General features: G+C 63.1%; 16 protein-coding genes. 9 read left to right on the top strand and 7 right to left on the bottom strand.

The annotated features are described in order from the left end of the window. Window positions 1-29: 29 nt before the first annotated feature. Both RIdsm_RS27400 and RIdsm_RS27405 read left to right on the top strand, forming a co-directional pair. Window positions 30-1,202 carry an acetyl-CoA acetyltransferase gene (locus tag RIdsm_RS27400; protein ID WP_057817157.1) on the top strand — a complete coding sequence of 391 codons (1,173 nt, stop codon included), beginning with the start codon at window positions 30-32 and terminating at the stop codon, window positions 1,200-1,202. 4 nt (window positions 1,203-1,206) lie between these two features. Next, window positions 1,207-1,611 (top strand): Zn-ribbon domain-containing OB-fold protein, encoded by a 405-nt coding sequence (locus tag RIdsm_RS27405; protein WP_057817159.1) that lies wholly within the window; start codon window positions 1,207-1,209, stop codon window positions 1,609-1,611. Window positions 1,612-1,694: 83 nt separating this feature from the next. On the opposite strand, the gene RIdsm_RS27410 is transcribed toward RIdsm_RS27405, so the two are convergent. The 5 genes from RIdsm_RS27410 to RIdsm_RS27430 form a co-directional block, all read right to left on the bottom strand. Continuing rightward, entirely contained in the window at window positions 1,695-3,638 is a 1,944-nt protein-coding gene (locus tag RIdsm_RS27410; RefSeq protein WP_236553295.1) for a TRAP transporter permease, read from the bottom strand. Between the two features lie 89 nt (window positions 3,639-3,727). Beyond that, window positions 3,728-4,699: a TAXI family TRAP transporter solute-binding subunit gene (locus tag RIdsm_RS27415; RefSeq protein ID WP_057817163.1), complete on the bottom strand. Its 972-nt coding sequence runs from the start codon at window positions 4,697-4,699 to the stop codon at window positions 3,728-3,730. Between the two features lie 45 nt (window positions 4,700-4,744). Beyond that, window positions 4,745-5,512, bottom strand: coding sequence for a CoA-transferase (locus RIdsm_RS27420; RefSeq protein ID WP_057817165.1), 768 nt, complete (start codon window positions 5,510-5,512; stop codon window positions 4,745-4,747). After that, window positions 5,509-6,447 carry a CoA transferase subunit A gene (locus RIdsm_RS27425; RefSeq protein WP_057817167.1) on the bottom strand — a complete coding sequence of 313 codons (939 nt, stop codon included), beginning with the start codon at window positions 6,445-6,447 and terminating at the stop codon, window positions 5,509-5,511. The genes RIdsm_RS27420 and RIdsm_RS27425 overlap by 4 nt, the downstream gene beginning before the upstream one ends. A 164-nt stretch (window positions 6,448-6,611) precedes the next feature. After that, entirely contained in the window at window positions 6,612-7,976 is a 1,365-nt protein-coding gene (locus RIdsm_RS27430; RefSeq protein WP_236553301.1) for a hypothetical protein, read from the bottom strand. A 484-nt stretch (window positions 7,977-8,460) separates the two neighbouring features. Here RIdsm_RS27430 and RIdsm_RS27435 point away from each other — a divergent pair, with 484 nt between their 5' ends. Genes RIdsm_RS27435 through RIdsm_RS27445 form a run of 3 tightly spaced genes read left to right on the top strand, consistent with a single transcriptional unit; the run spans window position 8,461 to window position 12,172 of the window. After that, window positions 8,461-9,969: an MmgE/PrpD family protein gene (locus tag RIdsm_RS27435; protein ID WP_236553307.1), complete on the top strand. Its 1,509-nt coding sequence runs from the start codon at window positions 8,461-8,463 to the stop codon at window positions 9,967-9,969. After that, window positions 9,969-11,027, top strand: coding sequence for an acyl-CoA dehydrogenase family protein (locus RIdsm_RS27440; RefSeq protein ID WP_057817174.1), 1,059 nt, complete (start codon window positions 9,969-9,971; stop codon window positions 11,025-11,027). Before RIdsm_RS27435 ends, RIdsm_RS27440 begins: the two co-directional genes overlap by 1 nt. Next, on the top strand, window positions 11,024-12,172 hold the full coding sequence (locus RIdsm_RS27445) for an acyl-CoA dehydrogenase family protein (protein ID WP_057817176.1): 1,149 nt from the start codon (window positions 11,024-11,026) through the stop codon (window positions 12,170-12,172). The genes RIdsm_RS27440 and RIdsm_RS27445 overlap by 4 nt, the downstream gene beginning before the upstream one ends. A gap of 32 nt (window positions 12,173-12,204) precedes the next feature. Here RIdsm_RS27445 and RIdsm_RS27450 read toward each other — a convergent pair whose 3' ends face one another. Then, window positions 12,205-13,023: an IclR family transcriptional regulator gene (locus tag RIdsm_RS27450; protein WP_057817178.1), complete on the bottom strand. Its 819-nt coding sequence runs from the start codon at window positions 13,021-13,023 to the stop codon at window positions 12,205-12,207. 99 nt (window positions 13,024-13,122) lie between these two features. Beyond that, on the bottom strand, window positions 13,123-13,605 hold the full coding sequence (locus RIdsm_RS27455; RefSeq protein WP_057817180.1) for a MaoC family dehydratase: 483 nt from the start codon (window positions 13,603-13,605) through the stop codon (window positions 13,123-13,125). Window positions 13,606-13,778: 173 nt separating this feature from the next. On the opposite strand from RIdsm_RS27455, the gene RIdsm_RS27460 reads away from it, so the two are divergent. The 4 genes from RIdsm_RS27460 (at window position 13,779) to RIdsm_RS27475 (ending at window position 19,490) form a co-directional block, all read left to right on the top strand. Continuing rightward, on the top strand, window positions 13,779-15,041 hold the full coding sequence (locus RIdsm_RS27460) for an acyl-CoA dehydrogenase family protein (protein ID WP_236553316.1): 1,263 nt from the start codon (window positions 13,779-13,781) through the stop codon (window positions 15,039-15,041). Window positions 15,042-15,069: 28 nt separating this feature from the next. After that, complete coding sequence (locus RIdsm_RS27465; protein ID WP_057817184.1) at window positions 15,070-16,296, top strand: acyl-CoA dehydrogenase family protein; 1,227 nt, start codon at window positions 15,070-15,072, stop codon at window positions 16,294-16,296. A 46-nt stretch (window positions 16,297-16,342) separates the two neighbouring features. After that, a complete protein-coding gene (locus tag RIdsm_RS27470) occupies window positions 16,343-17,491 on the top strand; it encodes a TAXI family TRAP transporter solute-binding subunit (protein WP_057817186.1) in 1,149 nt (382 codons plus the stop codon). A gap of 172 nt (window positions 17,492-17,663) precedes the next feature. Beyond that, a complete protein-coding gene (locus tag RIdsm_RS27475) occupies window positions 17,664-19,490 on the top strand; it encodes a TRAP transporter permease (RefSeq protein ID WP_236553318.1) in 1,827 nt (608 codons plus the stop codon). Window position 19,491 lies beyond the last annotated feature (1 nt).

A 19,491-nucleotide genomic window follows, 5' to 3' on the forward strand; every position in this document is an offset into this window, starting at 1 on the left:
CACCACCGCACAACAAAGGGAAAATACATATGAAGAACGGACGCGATCCGGTGATCGTCGGCCTTGCCGACGCGCCAATCGAGGACGGGAAATTCGTCACCAAGGCCTCGGTTCTGGGCCATGCCGCCCTGGTGGCGAAGGCCGCCGTCGATGAAGCCGGCCTGACGCTTGATGATGTCGACGGTCTTTTGACCGCCGGCATGTGGGGCGTGCCGGGGCCGGGACAGCTCGCCACGGTAACGCTGGGCGAATATCTCAATATAATGCCGACCTATGTCGATGGCACCAATATCGGCGGCTCGGCCTTCGAAGCGCATGTCGCCCACGCCGCGATGGCGCTGCGCGAGGGCTATTGCGAGGTTGCCCTGATCGTCTACAGTTCCGACCAGAAATCCCTGCGCAGCCGCAATCTGGGCGGACGTCCTTCGGTCCTGTCCATGCAGCACGAAACACCCTACGGGATGCCGACGCCTGTGGGTGGCTACGCGATGGCGGCGCAGCGTCACATGCACGAATACGGCACCACCTCCGAGAACCTGGCCGAAATTGCCGTCGCCACCCGGAAATGGGCACAGCTGAACCCCGCCGCGACTCGGCGCGATCCGCTCACCGTCGACGACGTCCTGTCCAGCACGATGATCTCGGAACCGCTGCATCTTCTCGATTGCTGCCTTGTCACCGACGGCGCGGGCGCCATCGTGATGACCACCGCCGAACGCGCCAGGGACCTCAAGACCAAACCCGTCGCGGTCAAGGGCTATGGCGAAGCGCACACCCATTGGGCTATCGGCGAGATGCCCGACCTCGCCCGCCTGCTGCCCGCGCAGAAGGCCGGCGAAACGGCGATGAAAATGGCCGGGGTAAGCCATTCCGACATCGACGTGGTCGAGGTCTATGACAGTTTCACCATCACCGTCCTGCTGACGCTGGAGGCGCTGGGTTTCTGCAAGATCGGCGAAGGCGGCGATTTTGTCTCTGGCCAACGCACGGCGCCGGGCGGCGCCTTTCCGATGAACACCAATGGCGGCGGTCTTTCGGCGCTGCATCCGGGCATGTACGGGATGTTCCTGCTGATCGAGGCCGTCCGGCAGCTTCGCGGCGAAGGCGGCGAACGCCAGGTCAAGGGCGCCGAGACCGCCCTGGTGCATGGTACCGGGGGTACGCTTTCCTCTGGTGCGACCGTGATTTTGCAGAAGGGCTAAGACGATGAGCATTGAAAAACCGCTTCCGGTGATCGACCATGACAGCGCCCCCTATTGGGAGGCCGCGCGCGAGGGCCGCCTCGACATCCCGCTTTGCGGCGATTGCGGCAAACATCATTTCTATCCCCGCTCTATTTGCCCGTATTGCCATTCCGACAATCTGCGCTTCAACACCGTGAGCGGACGCGGCAGGGTGCATACCTTCACCATCGCGCGCCGTCCGGCAGGGCCGGCTTTCGCGGATGACGTGCCATATATCGTGGCATTGATCGAGCTGGAGGAAGGCCCCCGGATGATGAGCCGGATCCAGACCGGCGACCCCGCGAAGGTTCATATCGGGGCCAAGGTGGAAGTGACGTTCGTCAAGGCAACCGACGAAGTGACTTTTCCCTACTTCAAAATGACCTGAGGCCAGAGGCACCGCCACTTCGGCGTCGAATGTGGAAGAGCCGTCGCAGAGGTTGTCTGCGGTGGCTCTTCGCTTTTCGGAGGTCACCCGGCGCGGCCGGGCTGCGGTGCTCCGCGCAAAAACCGCCACGCTAAGAGCCCGGCCAGCGCCAGCCCACCAACGATGTCGGCCGCAGGCGCGGCGTAAAACAGCAAGCCGGCAGCCGACAGGAACAGCAACCGGCCGATGACCGGCACCTTTCCACGAAACCAGCCGCTTGTGCCGACGCTGACGGCAAAAACCGCGGCGCAGGCCACGCCCATATCCAGTAGGATTTGCACCGTGCCGCCCTGGGCCAGTATACCCGGCCGGAACACAAAGAGAAACGGCACCACATAGATCGCTCCGGCCAACATCAGCGCGCGACCCGCCACCCGCCAGAAATTGGCCCCTGCCAGGGCGGCGGCGGCATAGACACTGGCACAGACCGGTGGCGTGATGGCCGATAGGATCGCATAGTAGAAGACGAAAAGATGAGCCGTCAGTTCGGGCAGGCCAAGCCGTACGAGACTCGGCGCGGCGATCGCCGCAGCCAGCACATAGGAGGCCGTCGTCGGCACGTCCATACCCAGCAAGATCGCCAGCACCGCCGCTAGCAAAAGGGCCAAGATCAGCCCCTGACCGGACACAGAGAACAACAGGTTCGAGACTTTGACCCCGGCACCCGTCGCCGTCAGAACCTTGACGACGATGGCGGCGCAGGCTAGCAGCGCGGCGATCATCACCAACGCCCGCCCTGCTTCGATCATCCCCTCATAGAGGTCGCGCGCCAGCTTGGCCCAAGAGGCCAGCACGCCCTGCCCTCTTCCGTCACGCGCGAACGGGCGCACCACCATACAGGCCAAAACCAGTATGATAATAGCACCGGCACCTGCAAAGCTCGGCGTGTAGCCGTTGAACAGGAAGTAGACCATCGCCGCGATGGGAAGAAACAAGGGGATTGACTTGTCCGGTGCGAGGAATTCCGCCGGTTCGGGCATTTCGCTCCTCGGTGTCGGTTGTAACCCTGTGCGACGCGCATAGAGATCCACCCCAAACCATACCGCCAGGTAGTAGAGAAATGCCGGACCGATCGCCGCAACGACAATGTCGGTATAGGGAATGTTCAGGAACTCAGCCATGATGAAGGCCGCTGCCCCCATCACCGGCGGCGTAAGCTGGCCGGCGGAGGAGGCAACGGCCTCGACCGCCCCGGCAAAGGCCGGTGGATAGCGCAGCCGCTTCATCGTGGGAATGGTGATCGAGCCGGTCGCCATGACGTTGGCCACTGCCGAACCGGTCACCGTCCCGAACATCGCCGAAGACAGGGCACAGACCTTTGCCGGGCCGCCATACGTTCGACCGGCGATCCACGTTGCCATTTTCATGAAAGCATCCGTTGCCCCGGTCGACAGCAGGAGCGCCCCCAGAAGCACATAGATCACGATGACCCGTGCCCCGATATCCGCAAGGTAGCCGAACAGGCCGGTGGTCGAGCTGTAAAATGTCTCGACAGCGGTACGTGCCGAAACGCGCGGCGGGCGCCAGGCGCCGTCGATCAGGTCATAGCCGAAATAGAAATAGATCACGGTGCAAAGGGCCAGCAGCGGCAGGAACCATCCGATCACCCGGCGCGCGGCCTCGAGGGTCAGCAGGACAGCTATCAGACCTGCCGCCTTGTCGATCGGCCCATAGCGCACCATGATATCCGAAAAGCGATCCCGGTTCAGGATCACGTAGAGGCAAACCGCGAACGCCAGTAGTCCCAGCATGATGTCCACAGCCCGTTCAATCCCGCTTCGCGCACCGGTCCGCGAGGCGCGTGCCGCATAAAGAAAGAACGCGCCGCCGATACCGAAACCGATAAAGATCGGCCGCTGAACCAGCGGTTCGAACTGCCCGAATAAGGCATTGTAGAAATGCAGAGCGACGAATGCCGCCAACAATACTCCAAGCGCCTGCCCTCCGCGCCGTTCCCAATTGGGTATTGCGGTCGATGTTTGCGTCATGTTCTCTCCGAGAGCGGTAACGGCGGGGTGCCCGCAGCACCCCGTCTGGATCAGCCTTTGGCCGCCGTCGTGACGGCCCGCGATTCCGATCAGCTTCCGGCCGCCTCTCTCCAGTAACGTTCCGCACCTGGATGATAGGGTATACCGGTCTCGATTGTGGCGACGGCATCGGCGGCGATGTCGTAATCTGCAAGCTGCGGCCAGGCTTCGACCAGCAGGCCCATGTTCTGGTGGATGCTGCGGGCGATGTCATAGGCTGTGTCGTCGTCCATGACGCCGGTGCGGGTCAGGAAGAAGACGTTGAGCTTAGGCACCCGCATCTCCTCGGATCCCGGAATAAGCCCTGCGGGGAGGGTTGTGAAACCGACGCCCTCCATGGCTTCCGTCGCCGCTTTCTCCTGCTCGTCGGAGAAGCCGATCAACCGCATCTCGGTGCTTGTCATCAGCTCATGCAGGGTCGCATCGACAGAGTTTGCGGCACCGTATTTGCTATAACCGATGATCTGGCGGTTCTTGATGCCTTCCACCGCGTCGCCAACGGCGCCATGCACCAGGTCCGCGTTGATATCGAACATGGACAGGATACCGGTCGTCAACGTCTCGGCCGCCGATCCGCGGATGCCGGGATTGAACTTCTTTCCGTCCAGTTCGTCCAGCGTCGTCACACCAGACTCTTCGGTGACCGCGATCAGCAGGATCGAGGCGCTGTAAGGATAAAGCGCAACCGTATCTGGGATTGCGTTACCTTCGAACTTGCCGGTCCCGTTTCTGGCGGAGATCAGAATGTCGGTGGTGGCAAGCCCAAGGTCGATCTCGTCGCGCGCCAGCCGCAGCACATTGTCCACGCTGGCCCCGGTTTCGATCACGCTGACATTGGAGCCTTCCATGCCGGTCTCGATCGCCTTGCTCATCGCAACCGAAATGGTGAAATGGCTCGACGTCGGGCTGGTCGTGCCCATCGTGAGATCCTTGGCAGATGCCGCGCCGCCAAGGGCCATCGCGCCCATGGCCGCGATAGCACCCACCGCCGCCCGGTATCCGGTCAACTTGCGTTTGATCATTTTATCCTCCCGTTTTTGCCTTTAAAGTAACGTCAGCCCGGTCGCTTAAGCACGCAGGGCCCCCGATGTATCGATCCGCTCTCTCAGAACGCGCAATTCTTCCTCCGTTGGTGGCCGCGTTTGCGGCACCTCGCCTCTGATCGCCAGATCGAACCCCGTATGACGCTGGACCTCTTCGGACGTATTTCCCGCATGCACCGATTTCAGTCGCATTCGCAGCGTCGTCTTGTCGAAATCCATGACAGCGCGTGGTGTCACCACGAACCGCGGTCCTTCCTTTTTCAGGCCGGCGGCGCGTTTCGCCTCGGGCCCGGAAAGGTGGCCCGGTATGGTGATGAAGTCCACTTTCTCGACAAAATTTCGCGTAGTATGAACCGTGGGGCAGACATAGAATCGCGTGGAGGTGTGGCAGTAGGACAGGTTGGCCGCCCCCGGCCCGCGCATCCCGGGCGCGTCGAGCGTGCCACCGACGTGATGCAGGTTGATATTGCCGTAGGAATCGTGCTGCAACCCGCTGTGAAAGAAGAAGTCCAGGCCGTGATGACTGTGGCCGAAAAGCTCGATGAAGGTTTCGGCGGCCTCACACCGGCCCAAGGCACGGTCATCCAGCATGGACGGATAAAGATGCCCCGGCAGCGGATTGAAGAACATCTCTCCGCCGACTGTCAGGTTCGGTGCGTGCAGTTCACGCGCCAGAGCGATCGCCGCCATCGGGACCAATGCAGCAGCACCCGCCGCGCCCAGCTCGCCATCGGCCAGGTCGCGGGCCAGCACGACAACCATTTGCTCAAGGGGGGAAACCGCCGCGCTCATTTCTTCCGTGTCTCCGCTTCGAGCCGGGCGAAATATTCGGCGCCGCCGACCGCTTCAATATAGTCACCCTGGCTTTTCGGCCGCGTCACATGACGCGCGATGTAGTCGTCCAGTCCTGCGCGGTCGCCGGTACGGGCGGCGTCGCCCAGATCGGCGTAGGCGTCGATATGATCCTCGTCCATCGCGTAATGGGGGAAGCTCGCGGTGGGATGCGCGCCGTAAGGCACCTCGACCACGGCATCGACATAGTGGGACGGCACCGTGACCCGCGACGGATCGTCAAGGATCACCTCGTCCGGCACGATCCTGTCCACGCTGGCAATGACCATGTCCGAGGCGCGCGCCATCAGCTGATCGGCATAGACCATGGTGCTGAGATGGCGCAGGTTTCCCCAGCGGTCGGCCTCTTGCGCGTGCAGGAACGTGACGCGGGGCCGGATCGGCCCGACGGCGTGGATGCGGCGTCCCGAAAAGGGGCAGTCGATTTCGCGGATCAGCGGATTGTGCTTCAACACGTCCGACCCGCGCAACGCGTCGATCGGCTGAAACGGAACACCATGGGCCGAGGCCATCAGCCCGCCCACCACGGTCAACGCGTCAAGCGCGTGGGCAGTCACCTGCCCTGCCTCAACCGCGCTGCGGAAATTGGGGCAAAGCCGGTTCTCCAGCGTGACGCCGGGAATGAACACCTGCTCGACCGCGCCTGTCGCGATCATCAGATCGACGTCATAGCCCGCGCCGGGCGAGGAATAGACATGCAGGTCCTTTGCGCCCGCAGCCAGCAACCCGCGCACCAATGCGACCGGCCGGCCCTGCTTGAACAGCCCGCCAAGGCATAATTCAGGACGTTCCTGCAAAGCGTCCCGGGCCAGACGCGCTGCGTCCTGCAGCCCAATGACCTTGCGGCGACGCGTGGGTTTCGTTTGTCCGTCCATCGTTTGGGTCGTGGCTCCGATGCTTCTGTATCCCTGGCAGACCGCCGGGGAATTTGCGCAGAACAACTGTACTGGAACGCACGCAATCCAGCACCCTCCGCCATGTGACAGGCATGATCGAACACATATGTGCGATTGGCTGCGCCGGGGACAGGATCAGGAAATCAGAGCAGCCCGGTAGCAACACCGCCGCCAACGATGAAAGTGATCACGAGGATGCTGACGAGACCGAAGAACCCGTTCCAGCGCAGACCGATTGTCGTTGGCCGTTCCCCGACGATGGAAGAGGCATAAACGACGGCTGTGATCGCAGGCCCCATGCAGATGATGCTGCTCCAGCCGCCAGCCAGTGCAAGACCCAGAGCGAGCGGCGACAGACCATCCACACCGATGCGGTTGACCACTTCCGCCAGCAGGACGACCGAGATCATCGGGTGCACGCCCAGCAGACCCGTCAGGAACACCGTAATGATCAACAGCACTACGGTCAGGACAGGCCGCGTGGCAATCCAGCCGAAGTGGTCGGCAATCCATTCGACCGGGACCACTTCCAGCGCGACGAGGCCGATGAACCCCGCCGAAGCGATAACGCTCATCTCGGTTGCGAATCCCGGCGCCTGGGTCACGAACCGGCGCGACATGACTCGAAAACTTCCGATGCCCTGCCTCAGACCCGACCAGAAAAGCGCATAGATCGGAACGATGGTGATCAGGACGGTCTGGAAACTGTATTCAGTCGCCCTGTCCAGCGCCACCACGGCACCCCCCAGCACAAGGACATGGCCGGTAACGATCAGGGCCGACCAATGGGCCCAGCCCGGCAAATCTCCGGCCAGGGCCGGCGCACGTCCGCGCGCCGAGGGGGGGCGCCACCATTCCACCGTGTCGAACAGCCATCCGAGAAGAAAAAGGACCCCGGCCAGCGCGATCCCGTAAGGGGCCAGATGCGCCCATTCGAGCCCCGGAATCGTGAGGATCATCAGATTGAGGGCGATCCCGAACGGCGTCCAGAACGCGATCGAGGAAAACCCCCGCATACAGGCGCTCACCATCCTGCGCTTACGCGCCTCGAACACGAAATCGTCCATCTCATGGCGGTGGGCCGCCAGCCCTTTCATGATGACTTCCAGCATCACGCCCAATCCGCCGAGGTTAAGAAGCACGCCGAACAGGTGGCCCCCTGCACCCAGAGAGGCGTAGCGGCGGGTCGGCGGCTGCAGGGTCAGGTATTCTCCGGCGACCTCTACCACCGGGTCCTGCGTGGCCGCGATGCGCAAGAAAGCGACAGCCGTCAGCAGCGCGGACAGGAAAACGACACGCCCCGCCGCCTCGGCGAAAATGCGCGTTTCGATACCATCGGCCAGCGCCAGAACGGCAATCGCGAACGAGAAGAAAAGCAGCACCCATCCGACGCGGGCAATGTTGCGGAACGCGATCACGAGATAGACGCCAAAAAACGGCACGGCCGCGATCGACACGCCGCTGGCGGGAAAGACACCCTGCGCGATGCCACCGCCAAGACAGATCATCAGACAGACAGTGGCAATCGGGTTGCGCACGGCGGGCCGGTTCAGAACGTCAATGAACGACATCTGCCCCCGCTTTTCCTAAGCCGTGTGGCCTGCCCGCAAAGCGTCGGCAGATCCGACCGCGTCAGACACGCCGGTCGGACAACGATGTCGCCGATTCCGGGTTCATCCCGTGCGGCACGCAACGCGCTCATATCGCCAGCGCGGGAACGGCGAGAGCGACTGCCTGACGCGGCCGACGGCCTCGGTCGCGAATCTTTGCGAAACGAAAGTCTGACGGAAACGGCGTGGTGCAATGCCTTGTCGCGTTCGCGCCCTTGCCTTCCAGACCATTCACACCGGCACCCCAGCCACGCTCGCACTTCTTCTCGCGGCTTTTCTGACACGCCCGGCGCCCGATCTCCAAGGGATTCAGATGAAGGTTTGCAACTAGGCTGCCGCAGATCAGCGGGAATCACAACGCCAATATCCTTCTTCAACACATATGTGCAAACAGGTGGTCACCCGAATTGATAGCACCTCCCGACATGAGGCAAAGTGCAATACCAGAGAGGATCAGGACATGACCAGTGATTTCACCCGCCGTCTGACGCGGTTCATCGCCGTGCCACATCGGCTGGACGCGGCAAATGCAGAGCAGGCCGCGCTTTGCGTGGAGGATACGGTGGCCGTCATCTATGGCGGGTGGCATGAGCCGGTGGTCCGCCGACTGGCGGCACTTGACGGGGACGGAGCGGCCGCGCCGGCGGGCGCAGTCGGAAAGGGCGGCGTAGCGCGGGCCGCGTTCCTCAACGCCGTGGCCGGTCACGCGCTGGACTTCGACGATGTCCACACGCTCAGCGTCACGCACCCCAGTGTGATCTTCGTGCCGGCGCTGCTGGCCATGGCAGACGCGCGGCCCGAGACGGCCGCCCGTGTCGCCCCCGCGCTTGCTGTGGGAACGGCCGTCAATGTCGCGCTGGGACAGGTTCTGGGCTTTGGTCACTACGACAAGGGCTGGCATGCCACATCGACGATCGGGGCCGTGGCCGCGGCGGCAGCGGTCGCGCATCAGCTTGACCTTGACGACGAGGCCATCGGAAACGCCCTGTCGCTGGCCGCGTCGCTGGCCGGCGGATTGCAGATCAATTTCGGCGCGATGGCAAAACCGATCCAGGCCGGCAACGCCGCCCTTGTCGGAGTGCGCGCCGCCCGCATGGCCGAAGCCGGGATCACCGGCGCCCCCGACATCTTTTCGCGGCGCGGCTTCTTCGATCTTTATGCCGGTCCGGACGGGCTTGCGACCGACCCTGCGGAAGTGGTGCCAAAGATCGATCTGGGCAGCTTGTCGCGCAAGCTTTATCCGTGCTGCTATCTCACGCACAGGATGATTGCCGCAGGGCGGCATCTATACACCGAACGCGGCGGCGACGCGGTGCCCGGGGACTCGGTGATCGAAATGACAGTGCCCAAGGGCGTCATGGTGCCCCTGCATGTCACCAATCCCAAGGACGGAATGGAAGCCAAGTTCTGTGCCGCCTATACCCTGTGCGCCGCCCTGCATCAGGGTCAGGTCGGACTCGCGGATTTCGAGGGCGACAGCCCCCACCGGGCCGAGATCCGTCGCTTGATGGACATGGTGACCATCGAAACCGAACCGGACGCGGGGCAGGATCGCGTCGGCGTGGACCATGGGGCGGTCCATGTCCGCCTGCGCAGAGGCAACGAAACCCTGGCCGAAACCTCGGTCGCGGCACATCCCGGATCGCCCTCGGACCCGGCGACGCCAGCCGAGATCGGTGACAAGATCGCCGATTGTCTTGAGAAATACCGCCGGGACGGTGGCACGCCGCCCGCCGCCGGTGCGTTTCGTCAGGATCTGCGCACACGGCTGCATCTGCCGCCGCTGCGCGCTTCGATTGAAACCGACGGCCAATCACTTCACGCCCGTCACAACACACCAGAACACGGTACTTCAACCGCCAACCAAGCACTGTCTGAAAGGACCACCTGATGGAGTCGATGATCTTCGACATGGCAGAGCGGCTTTTCCGCGACCATGTCAGCCACGGCCTGCGCGAGGACGCCGCCGCCGGACAATGCCCCGAGGCCCTCTGGACGCGGATCGAAGAGGCCGGGTTGCACATGGCGCTGGTGCCCGAAGAGGCCGGCGGCTTCGGCGTGCCCGCCGCCGAGGCGCTCGGGCTTGTGCGCATTGCCGGGGCGCATGGCCTGCCCCTGCCGCTCGCCGAAACCCTGATCGCAAATGCGGTTCTGGCGCGCGCGGGTCTGGCCCTGTCCGGCGGCAGGCTGACCATTGCTGAGGGCGAGGTGCTGCAACTGGAACGGCGCGGCGGTGCCGTGCATGCAAGCGGACACCTGACGCTGGTGCCTTTTGCCCGCTGGGCGGACCGGATCGTGACCATTGCCGCGCTGGATGGCGCCGATCACGTATTGTCCCTTCCGGTGAAGGATCTGACCGTCACCCCGGCGCAGGATCTTGCCGGGATGCCGCGCGACGATGTCGCGGTCGATCTCGACCTGCCCGGGGCCAATGCCACCGCCTTGCCCGGGTCGATGGGCGGGATGCGCGGGCTGGGTGCGCTTGTCCGCAGCCTGGCCACCGCCGGTGCGATGGAAACCATCCTGAAGATGAGTGTCGAATACGCCAACGACCGGGTCCAGTTCGGACGGCCGATCGGCAAGTTTCAGGCGATTCAGCAATACCTCGCAACGATGGCCGGAGAAACCGCCGCTTCGCGCACTGCCGCCGAAATGGCGGCCGACAGCTATGACACAGCCGCCTTTGCGCTGACCGTTGCCGCCGCCAAAAGCCGCGCCGGAGAAGCTGTGGAAACGGTCGGTGCGCTGGCTCATCAGGTTCATGGGGCCATCGGCTATACCGAGGAACATGCGCTGCACCATTTCACCAAACGGATCTGGAGCTGGCGCGACGAGTTCGGCACCGAACTGGACTGGACACAGGAACTGGGACGGGCCGCACTGTCGAGCCCCCACGACACCTTCTGGCATTTCATCACTGACAGCACAGCACAAGGCGCAACGGCATGACACTCACCGCGTTTCCTTCACCCCCGCCCGGCGCCGACTATGACGATCTGCGGCAAGAGGTCCGTGGATTTCTAGCCGAAGAGTTGGCCGATTTCCCGCCCGAAAAACGCGCCGAGTCGTGGAATGGGTTCAGCCGTGACTTTTCACGCAAGCTGGCGCAGCGCGGCTGGGTCGGCATGACTTTTCCCAAAGAATACGGCGGTCACGCGCGCAGCGCACTGGAACGCTATGTCGTGTCCGAAGAACTGCTGGCTGCCGGTGCGCCGGTAATTTCGCACTGGATCGCCGATCGTCAGAGCGGCCCGCTGATACTTGCCAAGGGCACCGAAGATCAGAAACGCGCGATCGTGCCGCGCATCGCCGCGGGCGAGCTCTGTTTCTGCATCGGGATGAGCGAACCGGATTCCGGCTCGGACCTTGCGGCCACGCGCACCGTCGCCACCGAGGTCGAGGGCGGTTTCCGCGTCAACGGCACAAAGGTCTGGACGACCTATGCGCATGTGGCCGATTACATGATCCTGTTCTGCCGCACTGGCAAGAGCGACGACCGCCACGGCGGGATGAGCCAGTTTCTGATCGATCTCAAGGCCACCGAGAACATCCAGATCAGCCCGATCATCGACCTGGGCGGCGAACATCATTTCAACCAGGTTGTCTTCGACAACACCTTCCTGCCATCCGATGCGCTTCTGGGCGAACAGGGCGAGGGGTGGTCGCAGGTCATGAGCGAACTGGCCTTCGAACGCAGCGGACCGGAACGGTTCCTGTCGTCCTTCGCCCTGATCGAAGAACTTATCCGTTTGCTGCGCAAAGACGCCACCGAGGCGCAACAGGCCGAGATCGGCCGCCTGTCCGCACATCTGATGGTGCTGCGGCAAATGTCGCGGTCGGTGGCCGGGATGCTGAACGAGGGCAAGAACCCAGCGCTTCAGGCCGCCATCGTCAAGGATCTCGGTGCGCTCTATGAACAGGACATTCCGCGCCTGGCCCGCAGCCTCTTGTCCCGCCCGGCCGTGCCCGGAGGACGCGACAGCTATGCAGCAGTGCTGGCCTATACGGAACTCGCGGTACCGTCGTTCTCGCTCCGGGGGGGCACCCGCGAGATCCTGCGCGGCATCATCGCGCGCGGACTGGGACTGAGGTAACGGGGGGCTCGGCCAGCCGGAGCGGGGCGCGTCTAATTCAGGCCCATCCCGGTCCGACCTGGACGATAGCCTAGCGCCAACGAAAGTTGTTGGGCGCTCGCTTTGGCCGCTGTGACGCAAAGCTTCCGGTTCCTCTCTGCGCGTTCCAGAGGGGCGCCGATCACCAGGGCTCCTGCCAGGCTCCCATCGGCCCGAAACACGGGCACACCGAAGCCTGCGGCGTCTACATGCGCGGTGCCGACCGTTCTGGCGTAGCCGGTTTTGCGAATCTCTGAAATCATGCGCCGCAATGCATTTTCGTCGGTGATCGAATTGCCGGTAAGCGGCGTCAGTTCCGTCCGTTCGAAATACGCGTCAAGCTTCTCGGGCGTGTCATAGGCCAGCATGACAAGACCCGATGCCGAACAGAAAAGGGGCCGATCGACACCCGTCTGGGCAACGTACCGAACGGGCTGCTCGCTTTCGATGACCGATGAATAGACAACGCGATCACCATCCCGGACGGCATAGAGAACCGTCTCGCCCGTCTGCTTGACAACCTCGCTCATCACACCGCGCAGGATCGACTCGAACGGGTGGTTGGTCAGGATGGACTGCGCGAACTGAAAAATCCTCGGCCCGAGAAGATAGGTGTCCTTCTCGCGCATCAGGTAACCTTTTTCCGTGAGAGGGCGCAGCAGCACCAGCAAACTGCTCTTGGGGCAATTTAGCGCGCCGCTGAGTTCAGAGAGCGTCATGCGCCGGTCGCTTTGCGCCACCAGATCGAAGAGCGCAAGGATGCGGTTCAGCGACCGTGGCCCATCCGATTTACGCCCGGCAGATCCAATTCCGTCAGATTGCGCGGTTTTCATATCTGCGTCTCCCGTTTCGCCCGGTTGCTAGCAAAACCGGGGCGGCAGTCCAGCCATTTCCGGCCAGGGGCGTACTCCCGCATCGTATCGGAGACGGGTTTACGCCTCTCCCGGCTCTTTGTCCGTCGTGCGTGCCTTGATCATCCGCAGGGGTGTGTATTCCAGCACCTGCTCTCCGGTCTGTTTGAATACCCTGTTCCGGGTCCGGACCAGGCCGCGGTTCGGCCGGCTTTTCGAGCGGCGCGACTCGGTCACCTCGACCTCGCAATGGATCGTGTCGCCCGCGAACGTGGGTCCCAGAACCTTCAGCTCCATTTCCAGAAAGGCAAAGCCCGTGTGTTGCATCGTGGACTGGGTCAGCAGACCCTCCATGAAGCAATAGACCAGGGAGCCGGGGGCGGCGAAGCCCGGCATGTTGGATTCCTTTTCGCGGAAGTCGCTGTTGATGAACAGCACTTCGAGCATGCCGGTGACACTGACGAAATTCGTGATGTCTGTTTCGGTCACGGTGCGGCCGATGGTCCGAAACTTGCGCCCCACCGGCAAATCTTCATAACAAAATCCAAGGCCCACAGTTTCCATGCCGCTCGTTCCCTTGTTAAGTCCCGTCTTCTGCGAAGGCTCGGCCACGCCAGTCCCGCAACCTGAACATTCCCCGCTCTCGGAAGGTTAAGGTGCAAGAGCCAGGCCAATCAATCGAAGCGACCATTTTTTCGGGTCTGACATGAATCAAGCACATTCATGATGAATCCGGCTTGTCGGTCTTTTTCGCCGTTCTCAATGCGACATTGCACATATGTGGTTTTGTGCGACCGCCGGCCGTTAGTGTTTGGTCGGGCCCGGCCGCCAACCTAACGTCGGCCAACAAGCACTCGGCATCCACAACCGCAAGGAGTTATTCAGGCATGAATTTCGGTTTTACCGAGGAGCAGGATACCATACGCGAAACCCTGGCCCGGATGCTTGGCGATCACGCCACCCTGGAGGTCGCGCACAACCGCCTCGACAGCGGGGAAGGGTTCGATACGGCAACCTGGTCCGCACTGGCCGAAGGCGGCTGGCTTGGCCTCGCCATTTCGGAAGAAGAGGGTGGCTCGGGGGTGGGCGCGGTGGAACTGGCCATCCTTGCCGAAGAAATCGGCCGCTGTCTGGCCGCCGTACCTTGCATCCCGGTCCTGTGTATGGCGGTTCCGGCCCTTCAGTCCGCCGGGACGGACGACCAGTGCAAATCGCTTCTGCCCGGCATCGCCGAAGGCCGCACGATCATAGCGACAGCGCTTGCCGAAGGCGGGGGTCTCGCACCTGACACCGTATCGGCGAAAGTGACGCAGGATCGCCTTTCGGGACAGAAAACGCCGGTCACCTTCGGCGCCGAGGCGACCCACGCTCTTGTCGCTGCGACCGATGAAGAGGGCACGCCGCGTCTCTATCTCGCGGATCTCTCCGCGTCGGGTGTGACGACGCGTGCGCTCGACCCGGTCGACCGCACGCGCCCGGCGGCCGAGATCGTTTTTGACAACACGCCGGTCGAACTTCTGCCCGGCTCGGACCCCGCGGCGATCAAGCGTCTTCTGGACGGCGCCGCGGTGCTGGCCGCCTTCGAACAGATCGGCCTTGCCGAGCGCGTGCTTGCCCTGACCACCGCCTATGCCGGCGAGCGGCACGCATTCGGGCGTCCGATCGGCGGCTTTCAGGCGGTCAAGCACCGGCTCGCGGACATGTTCGCCAAGATCGAACTGGCGCGATCCAACGCCTTCTTCGGCGCCTGGGCGCTGGCGAGCGGCAGCGGTCGACTGCCTGAAGCCGCCGCCGTCGCGCGCCTCACGGCGCTCGATGCCGTACAATTCGCCACCGAAGAATCGATCCAGCTTCATGGCGGAATCGGATTCACATGGGCCGCCGACCCGCATCTTTTCCTGCGGCGCGGCTGGCAGTTGAAGGCAGAACTCGGCCCGGCCGCCATGTGGCGCGAACGGCTGCTTGGGCATTTGGCCGGCGCCCCAAGGGTCGCAAACTGAAAGGGAAGCTGACAGGGAAATCGGACACATGGATTTTAGCGACAGCCCAGAAGAAGCCGCCTTTCGCGCAAAAGCGCGGGAATGGCTGGACGCCAACGCAACCCTGAGGGACGGCAGCGAGAAGGCTCAGGATCACTTCATGGCCCGCGACGCCGACGAGGTCGCGCGAGCGCGGGACTGGCAGGCCCGCAAGGCCGAAGCGGGCTGGGCCGGACTGACCTGGCCGCGCGCCTTCGGGGGCCGCGACGCCACGCCGATCGAACAGGTGATCTGGAACCAGGAGGAAGGGCGCTATGCCGTTCCGCCCAACGCCTTCCTGATCGGCATCGGGCTGGTCGGGCCGACGGTCATGATCCACGGCACGGAGGATCAGAAAACCGCGGTTCTGCCGCGCGCCCTGACCGGCGAGGACATCTGGTGCCAGTTGTTTTCCGAACCCGCCGCCGGCTCTGACCTGGCCGGCATACGGACCCGCGCGCGGCGCGATGGCGGCGACTGGGTGATTTCCGGCCAGAAAGTCTGGACCTCGGGGGCGCATTATTCCAGCCACGGCATCCTTCTGGCACGCACCGACCCGTCGGTGCCCAAACACAAGGGGATGACCATGTTCCTCGTGGACATGTCCGACCCGGCCATCGAAACGCGCCCGATCCGCCAGATCTCGGGCGGGGCCAGCTTCAACGAGGTATTCATCGACGACCTGCGCGTGCCGGACAGCGCCCGTCTGGGCGGCGAATCCGAAGGCTGGAAGGTGGCGCTGACGACGCTGATGAACGAACGGTTCAGCATCTCGGTCGGTCGCGCCAGCGGCGGCGCGCGCGCCGAGGAGCTGATCGACCTTGCCGCCCGCGTCGAACGCAACGGGCGCCCGGCCATCGAGGACGGCGAAGTGCGCGCGCGGGTCGCTGATTTCATCGCGCGGCAACGCGGACTCGAATTCACGTCCTACCGGGTCATGACGTCGCTTTCGCGCGGCGAGGCACCGGGGGAGGAAGGCTCGATCGGAAAGCTGCTGCTGGGCAAGCTGCGGCAGGAGATGGGCGCCTTCGGGATGGAACTGGCAGGGACTGCGGCGGGCGTGTCGGCGGCCGCCGGCGACGATACCGCGCGCTGGCGCAACGAGTATCTTACGGCGCCGGGCAACCGCATCGCCGGCGGGTCCGACGAGATCCAGCGCACGATCATCGGCGAGCGCATTCTTGGACTTCCGCCGGAAATACGCGTCGACAAGAACGTGCCGTTCTCGGAACTTTAGGCAAAATGCCGACTGAGCCCGAATAACCAACAAGGAGGAGACTACCATGAACTTCAGATGGACAAGCGTCGCGGCTGTCGGGTGTCTGGCGATGGCCGCACCGGTCGGCGCACAGAACATCGAACTGCCCGACATCATCACCTGGTCGGCCTATGACACGGGATCAGCCGGCCACGCACATTCCATCGCCATCGGCAACATGATGCGCAACCGATTTGGAACGACGATCCGAGTGCTTCCGGGGCGCAACGATGTCTCGCGGATGACGCCTCTCAAGAATGGCACGGTGGATTACTGCCTGTGCGGAATCGCCTCCTATTTCGCCGGCGAGGGCGTGTTCCTGTTTGCTGCGCCGAAATGGGGGCCGCAGCCGATCCGGGCGGTTATTCAGGCTGTCGGCGACTATGGCCTGGGCGTGGTTGTCGCCGCCGATGCCGGCATTGAGACGATTACCGACCTCAAGGGCAAACGAGTCGGCCGCGCCACCAGTTCGCCCGCGATCGACGTCAACATGGAGGGTTTGCTGGCTTTTGCGGATCTGACATGGGACAATGTCGAAGCCGTTGAATTCTCGGGCTATGTGAATTCTCTCAAGGGCATCCTTGAGGATCGCGTCGATGCGGCCTTTGCGCTGACAACCACCACTGTGAACTACCAGATCGAGTCCAGCCCGCGGGGTATCAAGTGGCTTGAAACCCCCGCCGAGGATACCGAAGCCTGGGCCCGCTATACCAAAATAACGCCTTACGTGACGCCGTACATGGTGTCGGTCGGGCCGGGGATCGACCCCAAGGCACCGCTGCCCATGGCGCAATACCCCTATCCGATCCTCGTCACCGAAGCCGATCAGGATGCCACCGAGGTGCGCAACATCGTCGCCGCGCTTGACGCCGGTTTTGACGAATTCAAGGACGCGGCCCCCGGTGCCAATGCCTATGCAATCGATCGCCAGATCCTTAGTTGGGTGATGCCGTGGAGCGATGGAAGCGTCGCCTACTTCAAGGAAAAGGGCATGTGGACCCCGGAGCACCAGGAGAACCAGGACAAGTTGCTGGACCGGCAAAGGGTGCTCTCCGAAGCGTGGAGCGGTTTTGTCGAAGGCGCTCCCGAGGGTGAGGAAGAGTTTGCCGCCGCCTGGATGAAGGCACGCGCCGAGGCGCTTGAGGCAGCAGGCCACGAAGTCTACTTCCGCTGACTTTCCACAATCGCACAAGTCGGGAACAGGTATGCCACAGCAACCGCAGGCCACGACGGTACAGCCGATAGGCACGAGCAACCAGCCGACTGGTCTGCGTTTGATGCTTGCGGCGTCGGCCCTTCTTTTGTCTGGAGCGTCGGCCAATCATATCTTCAATCTCGGGTTCTTCATGAACGTCCGACTGCTGGAGATTCATTACCTCTACGTGATGCTGTTGCTGACGTTACCGCTCGTCTACCTTGTCTTTCCATGCAGCAAGACAAACCCGCACGGGTCAACGCGATGGTGGGATTATTTTCTTGCCCTCCTCGCGTTGATAACTTGCGCATTCTTCGTCTATTACGGGCGCAGCGTGGTGAACAAAGGCTGGGATTTCGCGGCCCCCACCCATGCCGTGATTGCCAGCTTCGCCTTCTGGTTTCTGCTGCTCGTGGCGGCGCGGCGCACCGGCGGCTGGACGCTCTTTGTCGTCATCCTGATGTTTTCCATCTATCCTATGATCGCCAATTATGCGCCGGGACCGATCCAGGGATTCCAGCGCCCGCCGATTGAGACGGCGATCTTCCACGCCATGAGCGGCGAAAGCGTTCTGGGCATCCCGATGCGCAGTTTCGTCAACCTTGTTGTCGGCTTCATGATCTTCGGGGTTGCGATGCAGCACACCGGTGCGGGGCCGTTCTTTATCGACCTCGCCTTTGCCGCGCTCGGGCATGTGCGGGGCGGCCCTGCCAAGGTCGGCGTCCTGACCAGTGCGCTGACCGGATCCATGAGCGGCAGCGTCATCACCAATGTGCTTACCACCGGGTCTATCACCATTCCGGCCATGAAAAAGGTGGGCTTCCGGCCCAGCTATGCCGCCGGGATCGAGGCGGCGGCCTCGACCGGTGCGGTGCTGATGCCTCCGATCATGGGGGCCACGGCGTTTGTCATGGCGAGCTTTCTGCTGACGGACTACACCAACATCGTGGTTACGGCAGTGCTGCCCTCGCTGCTCTATTTTTTCGGTCTCTTCGCCCAGATCGACGCCTACTCGGCACGCAACGGGCTGAAGGGCGTGCCCCGCGCCGATCTTCCCAGATTCGGAAATGTACTGCGCGAGGGCTGGTATTTTCTCGCCGTCTTCGGGCTTCTCATCTGGATGCTGCTTTATCTCAAGCGCGAGGCAATCGCCCCGTTCTATGCGACCGCGCTGCTGATCGTTCTGAACCAGTTGCTGTCGAAATCGCGCTGGGGCCGGCAGGAGCTGATGAACTTCCTGGCGGCGACGGGGCGGCTGTTTGTCGAACTGGTGGCGATCCTCGCGGCGGTCGGGCTGATTGTCGGCGGACTGGCGGTGACCGGCATGTCCGGCACGATCTCCAATGATCTGCTTTTCATCGCGGGCGGCAACACCTTCCTGCTGCTGCTTCTCGGCGCCCTGACCAGTTTCATCCTCGGGATGGGCATGACGGTGACGGCCGCCTATGTCATCCTCGCGGTGTCTCTGGCCCCGGCCCTGATCGCCGGCGGGCTCGACCCGATCGGCGTGCATCTGTTCATCCTCTACTGGAGTATGCTGAGCTACATCACCCCACCCGTAGCGCTGGCGGCTTTCGCCGCGGCGGCGATTGCCCAAGCCCGGCCCTTCGCTGCGGCCTATGAGGCGATGAAGCTGGGCACCATCATCTATATCGTGCCCTTCTTCTTCGTCCTCGATCCTGCGTACACCCTCCAGGCAGGGTTCGTCGACAGTGCCCTGACAATCCTGCGCGCGGGTATCGGCGTTCTGCTGATCTGCGCCGGATTGCAGGGATACCTGCTGGGCGTCGGCCGTATCGAACCCGGTCCCACGGGCACGATTGCGCGGCTTCTGCTCGGGATTGCCGGTCTGGCCTTCGCCCTTCCCTCGACCGCGATGCTGGCAATTCCGATCGCTGCGGCGGTGGGCGTCGGTATAGCGGTGACGGCGCTGGCGGCGGTCATCGTGACGTTCTCGCGCAACCGAAAGGCCACCTGAA

Origin of the sequence: Roseovarius indicus, from assembly GCF_008728195.1 — a bacterium.
GTDB lineage: Bacteria > Pseudomonadota > Alphaproteobacteria > Rhodobacterales > Rhodobacteraceae > Roseovarius > Roseovarius indicus.

What these genes read in the sequence shown, in the direction of transcription:
- RIdsm_RS27475 (WP_236553318.1), top strand. Translation starts at nt 17,664, where the DNA reads ATGAACGTCCGACTGCTGGAGATTCATTACCTCTACGTGATGCTGTTG.
- RIdsm_RS27445 (WP_057817176.1), top strand. Translation starts at nt 11,024, where the DNA reads ATGACACTCACCGCGTTTCCTTCACCCCCGCCCGGCGCCGACTATGAC.
- RIdsm_RS27420 (WP_057817165.1), bottom strand. Translation starts at nt 5,512, where the DNA reads ATGAGCGCGGCGGTTTCCCCCCTTGAGCAAATGGTTGTCGTGCTGGCC.
- RIdsm_RS27470 (WP_057817186.1), top strand. Translation starts at nt 16,343, where the DNA reads ATGAACTTCAGATGGACAAGCGTCGCGGCTGTCGGGTGTCTGGCGATG.
- RIdsm_RS27465 (WP_057817184.1), top strand. Translation starts at nt 15,070, where the DNA reads ATGGATTTTAGCGACAGCCCAGAAGAAGCCGCCTTTCGCGCAAAAGCG.
- RIdsm_RS27450 (WP_057817178.1), bottom strand. Translation starts at nt 13,023, where the DNA reads ATGAAAACCGCGCAATCTGACGGAATTGGATCTGCCGGGCGTAAATCG.
- RIdsm_RS27410 (WP_236553295.1), bottom strand. Translation starts at nt 3,638, where the DNA reads ATGACGCAAACATCGACCGCAATACCCAATTGGGAACGGCGCGGAGGG.
- RIdsm_RS27430 (WP_236553301.1), bottom strand. Translation starts at nt 7,976, where the DNA reads ATGATCTGTCTTGGCGGTGGCATCGCGCAGGGTGTCTTTCCCGCCAGC.
- RIdsm_RS27425 (WP_057817167.1), bottom strand. Translation starts at nt 6,447, where the DNA reads ATGGACGGACAAACGAAACCCACGCGTCGCCGCAAGGTCATTGGGCTG.
- RIdsm_RS27440 (WP_057817174.1), top strand. Translation starts at nt 9,969, where the DNA reads ATGGAGTCGATGATCTTCGACATGGCAGAGCGGCTTTTCCGCGACCAT.
- RIdsm_RS27415 (WP_057817163.1), bottom strand. Translation starts at nt 4,699, where the DNA reads ATGATCAAACGCAAGTTGACCGGATACCGGGCGGCGGTGGGTGCTATC.
- RIdsm_RS27405 (WP_057817159.1), top strand. Translation starts at nt 1,207, where the DNA reads ATGAGCATTGAAAAACCGCTTCCGGTGATCGACCATGACAGCGCCCCC.
- RIdsm_RS27400 (WP_057817157.1), top strand. Translation starts at nt 30, where the DNA reads ATGAAGAACGGACGCGATCCGGTGATCGTCGGCCTTGCCGACGCGCCA.
- RIdsm_RS27435 (WP_236553307.1), top strand. Translation starts at nt 8,461, where the DNA reads ATGTGCAAACAGGTGGTCACCCGAATTGATAGCACCTCCCGACATGAG.
- RIdsm_RS27455 (WP_057817180.1), bottom strand. Translation starts at nt 13,605, where the DNA reads ATGGAAACTGTGGGCCTTGGATTTTGTTATGAAGATTTGCCGGTGGGG.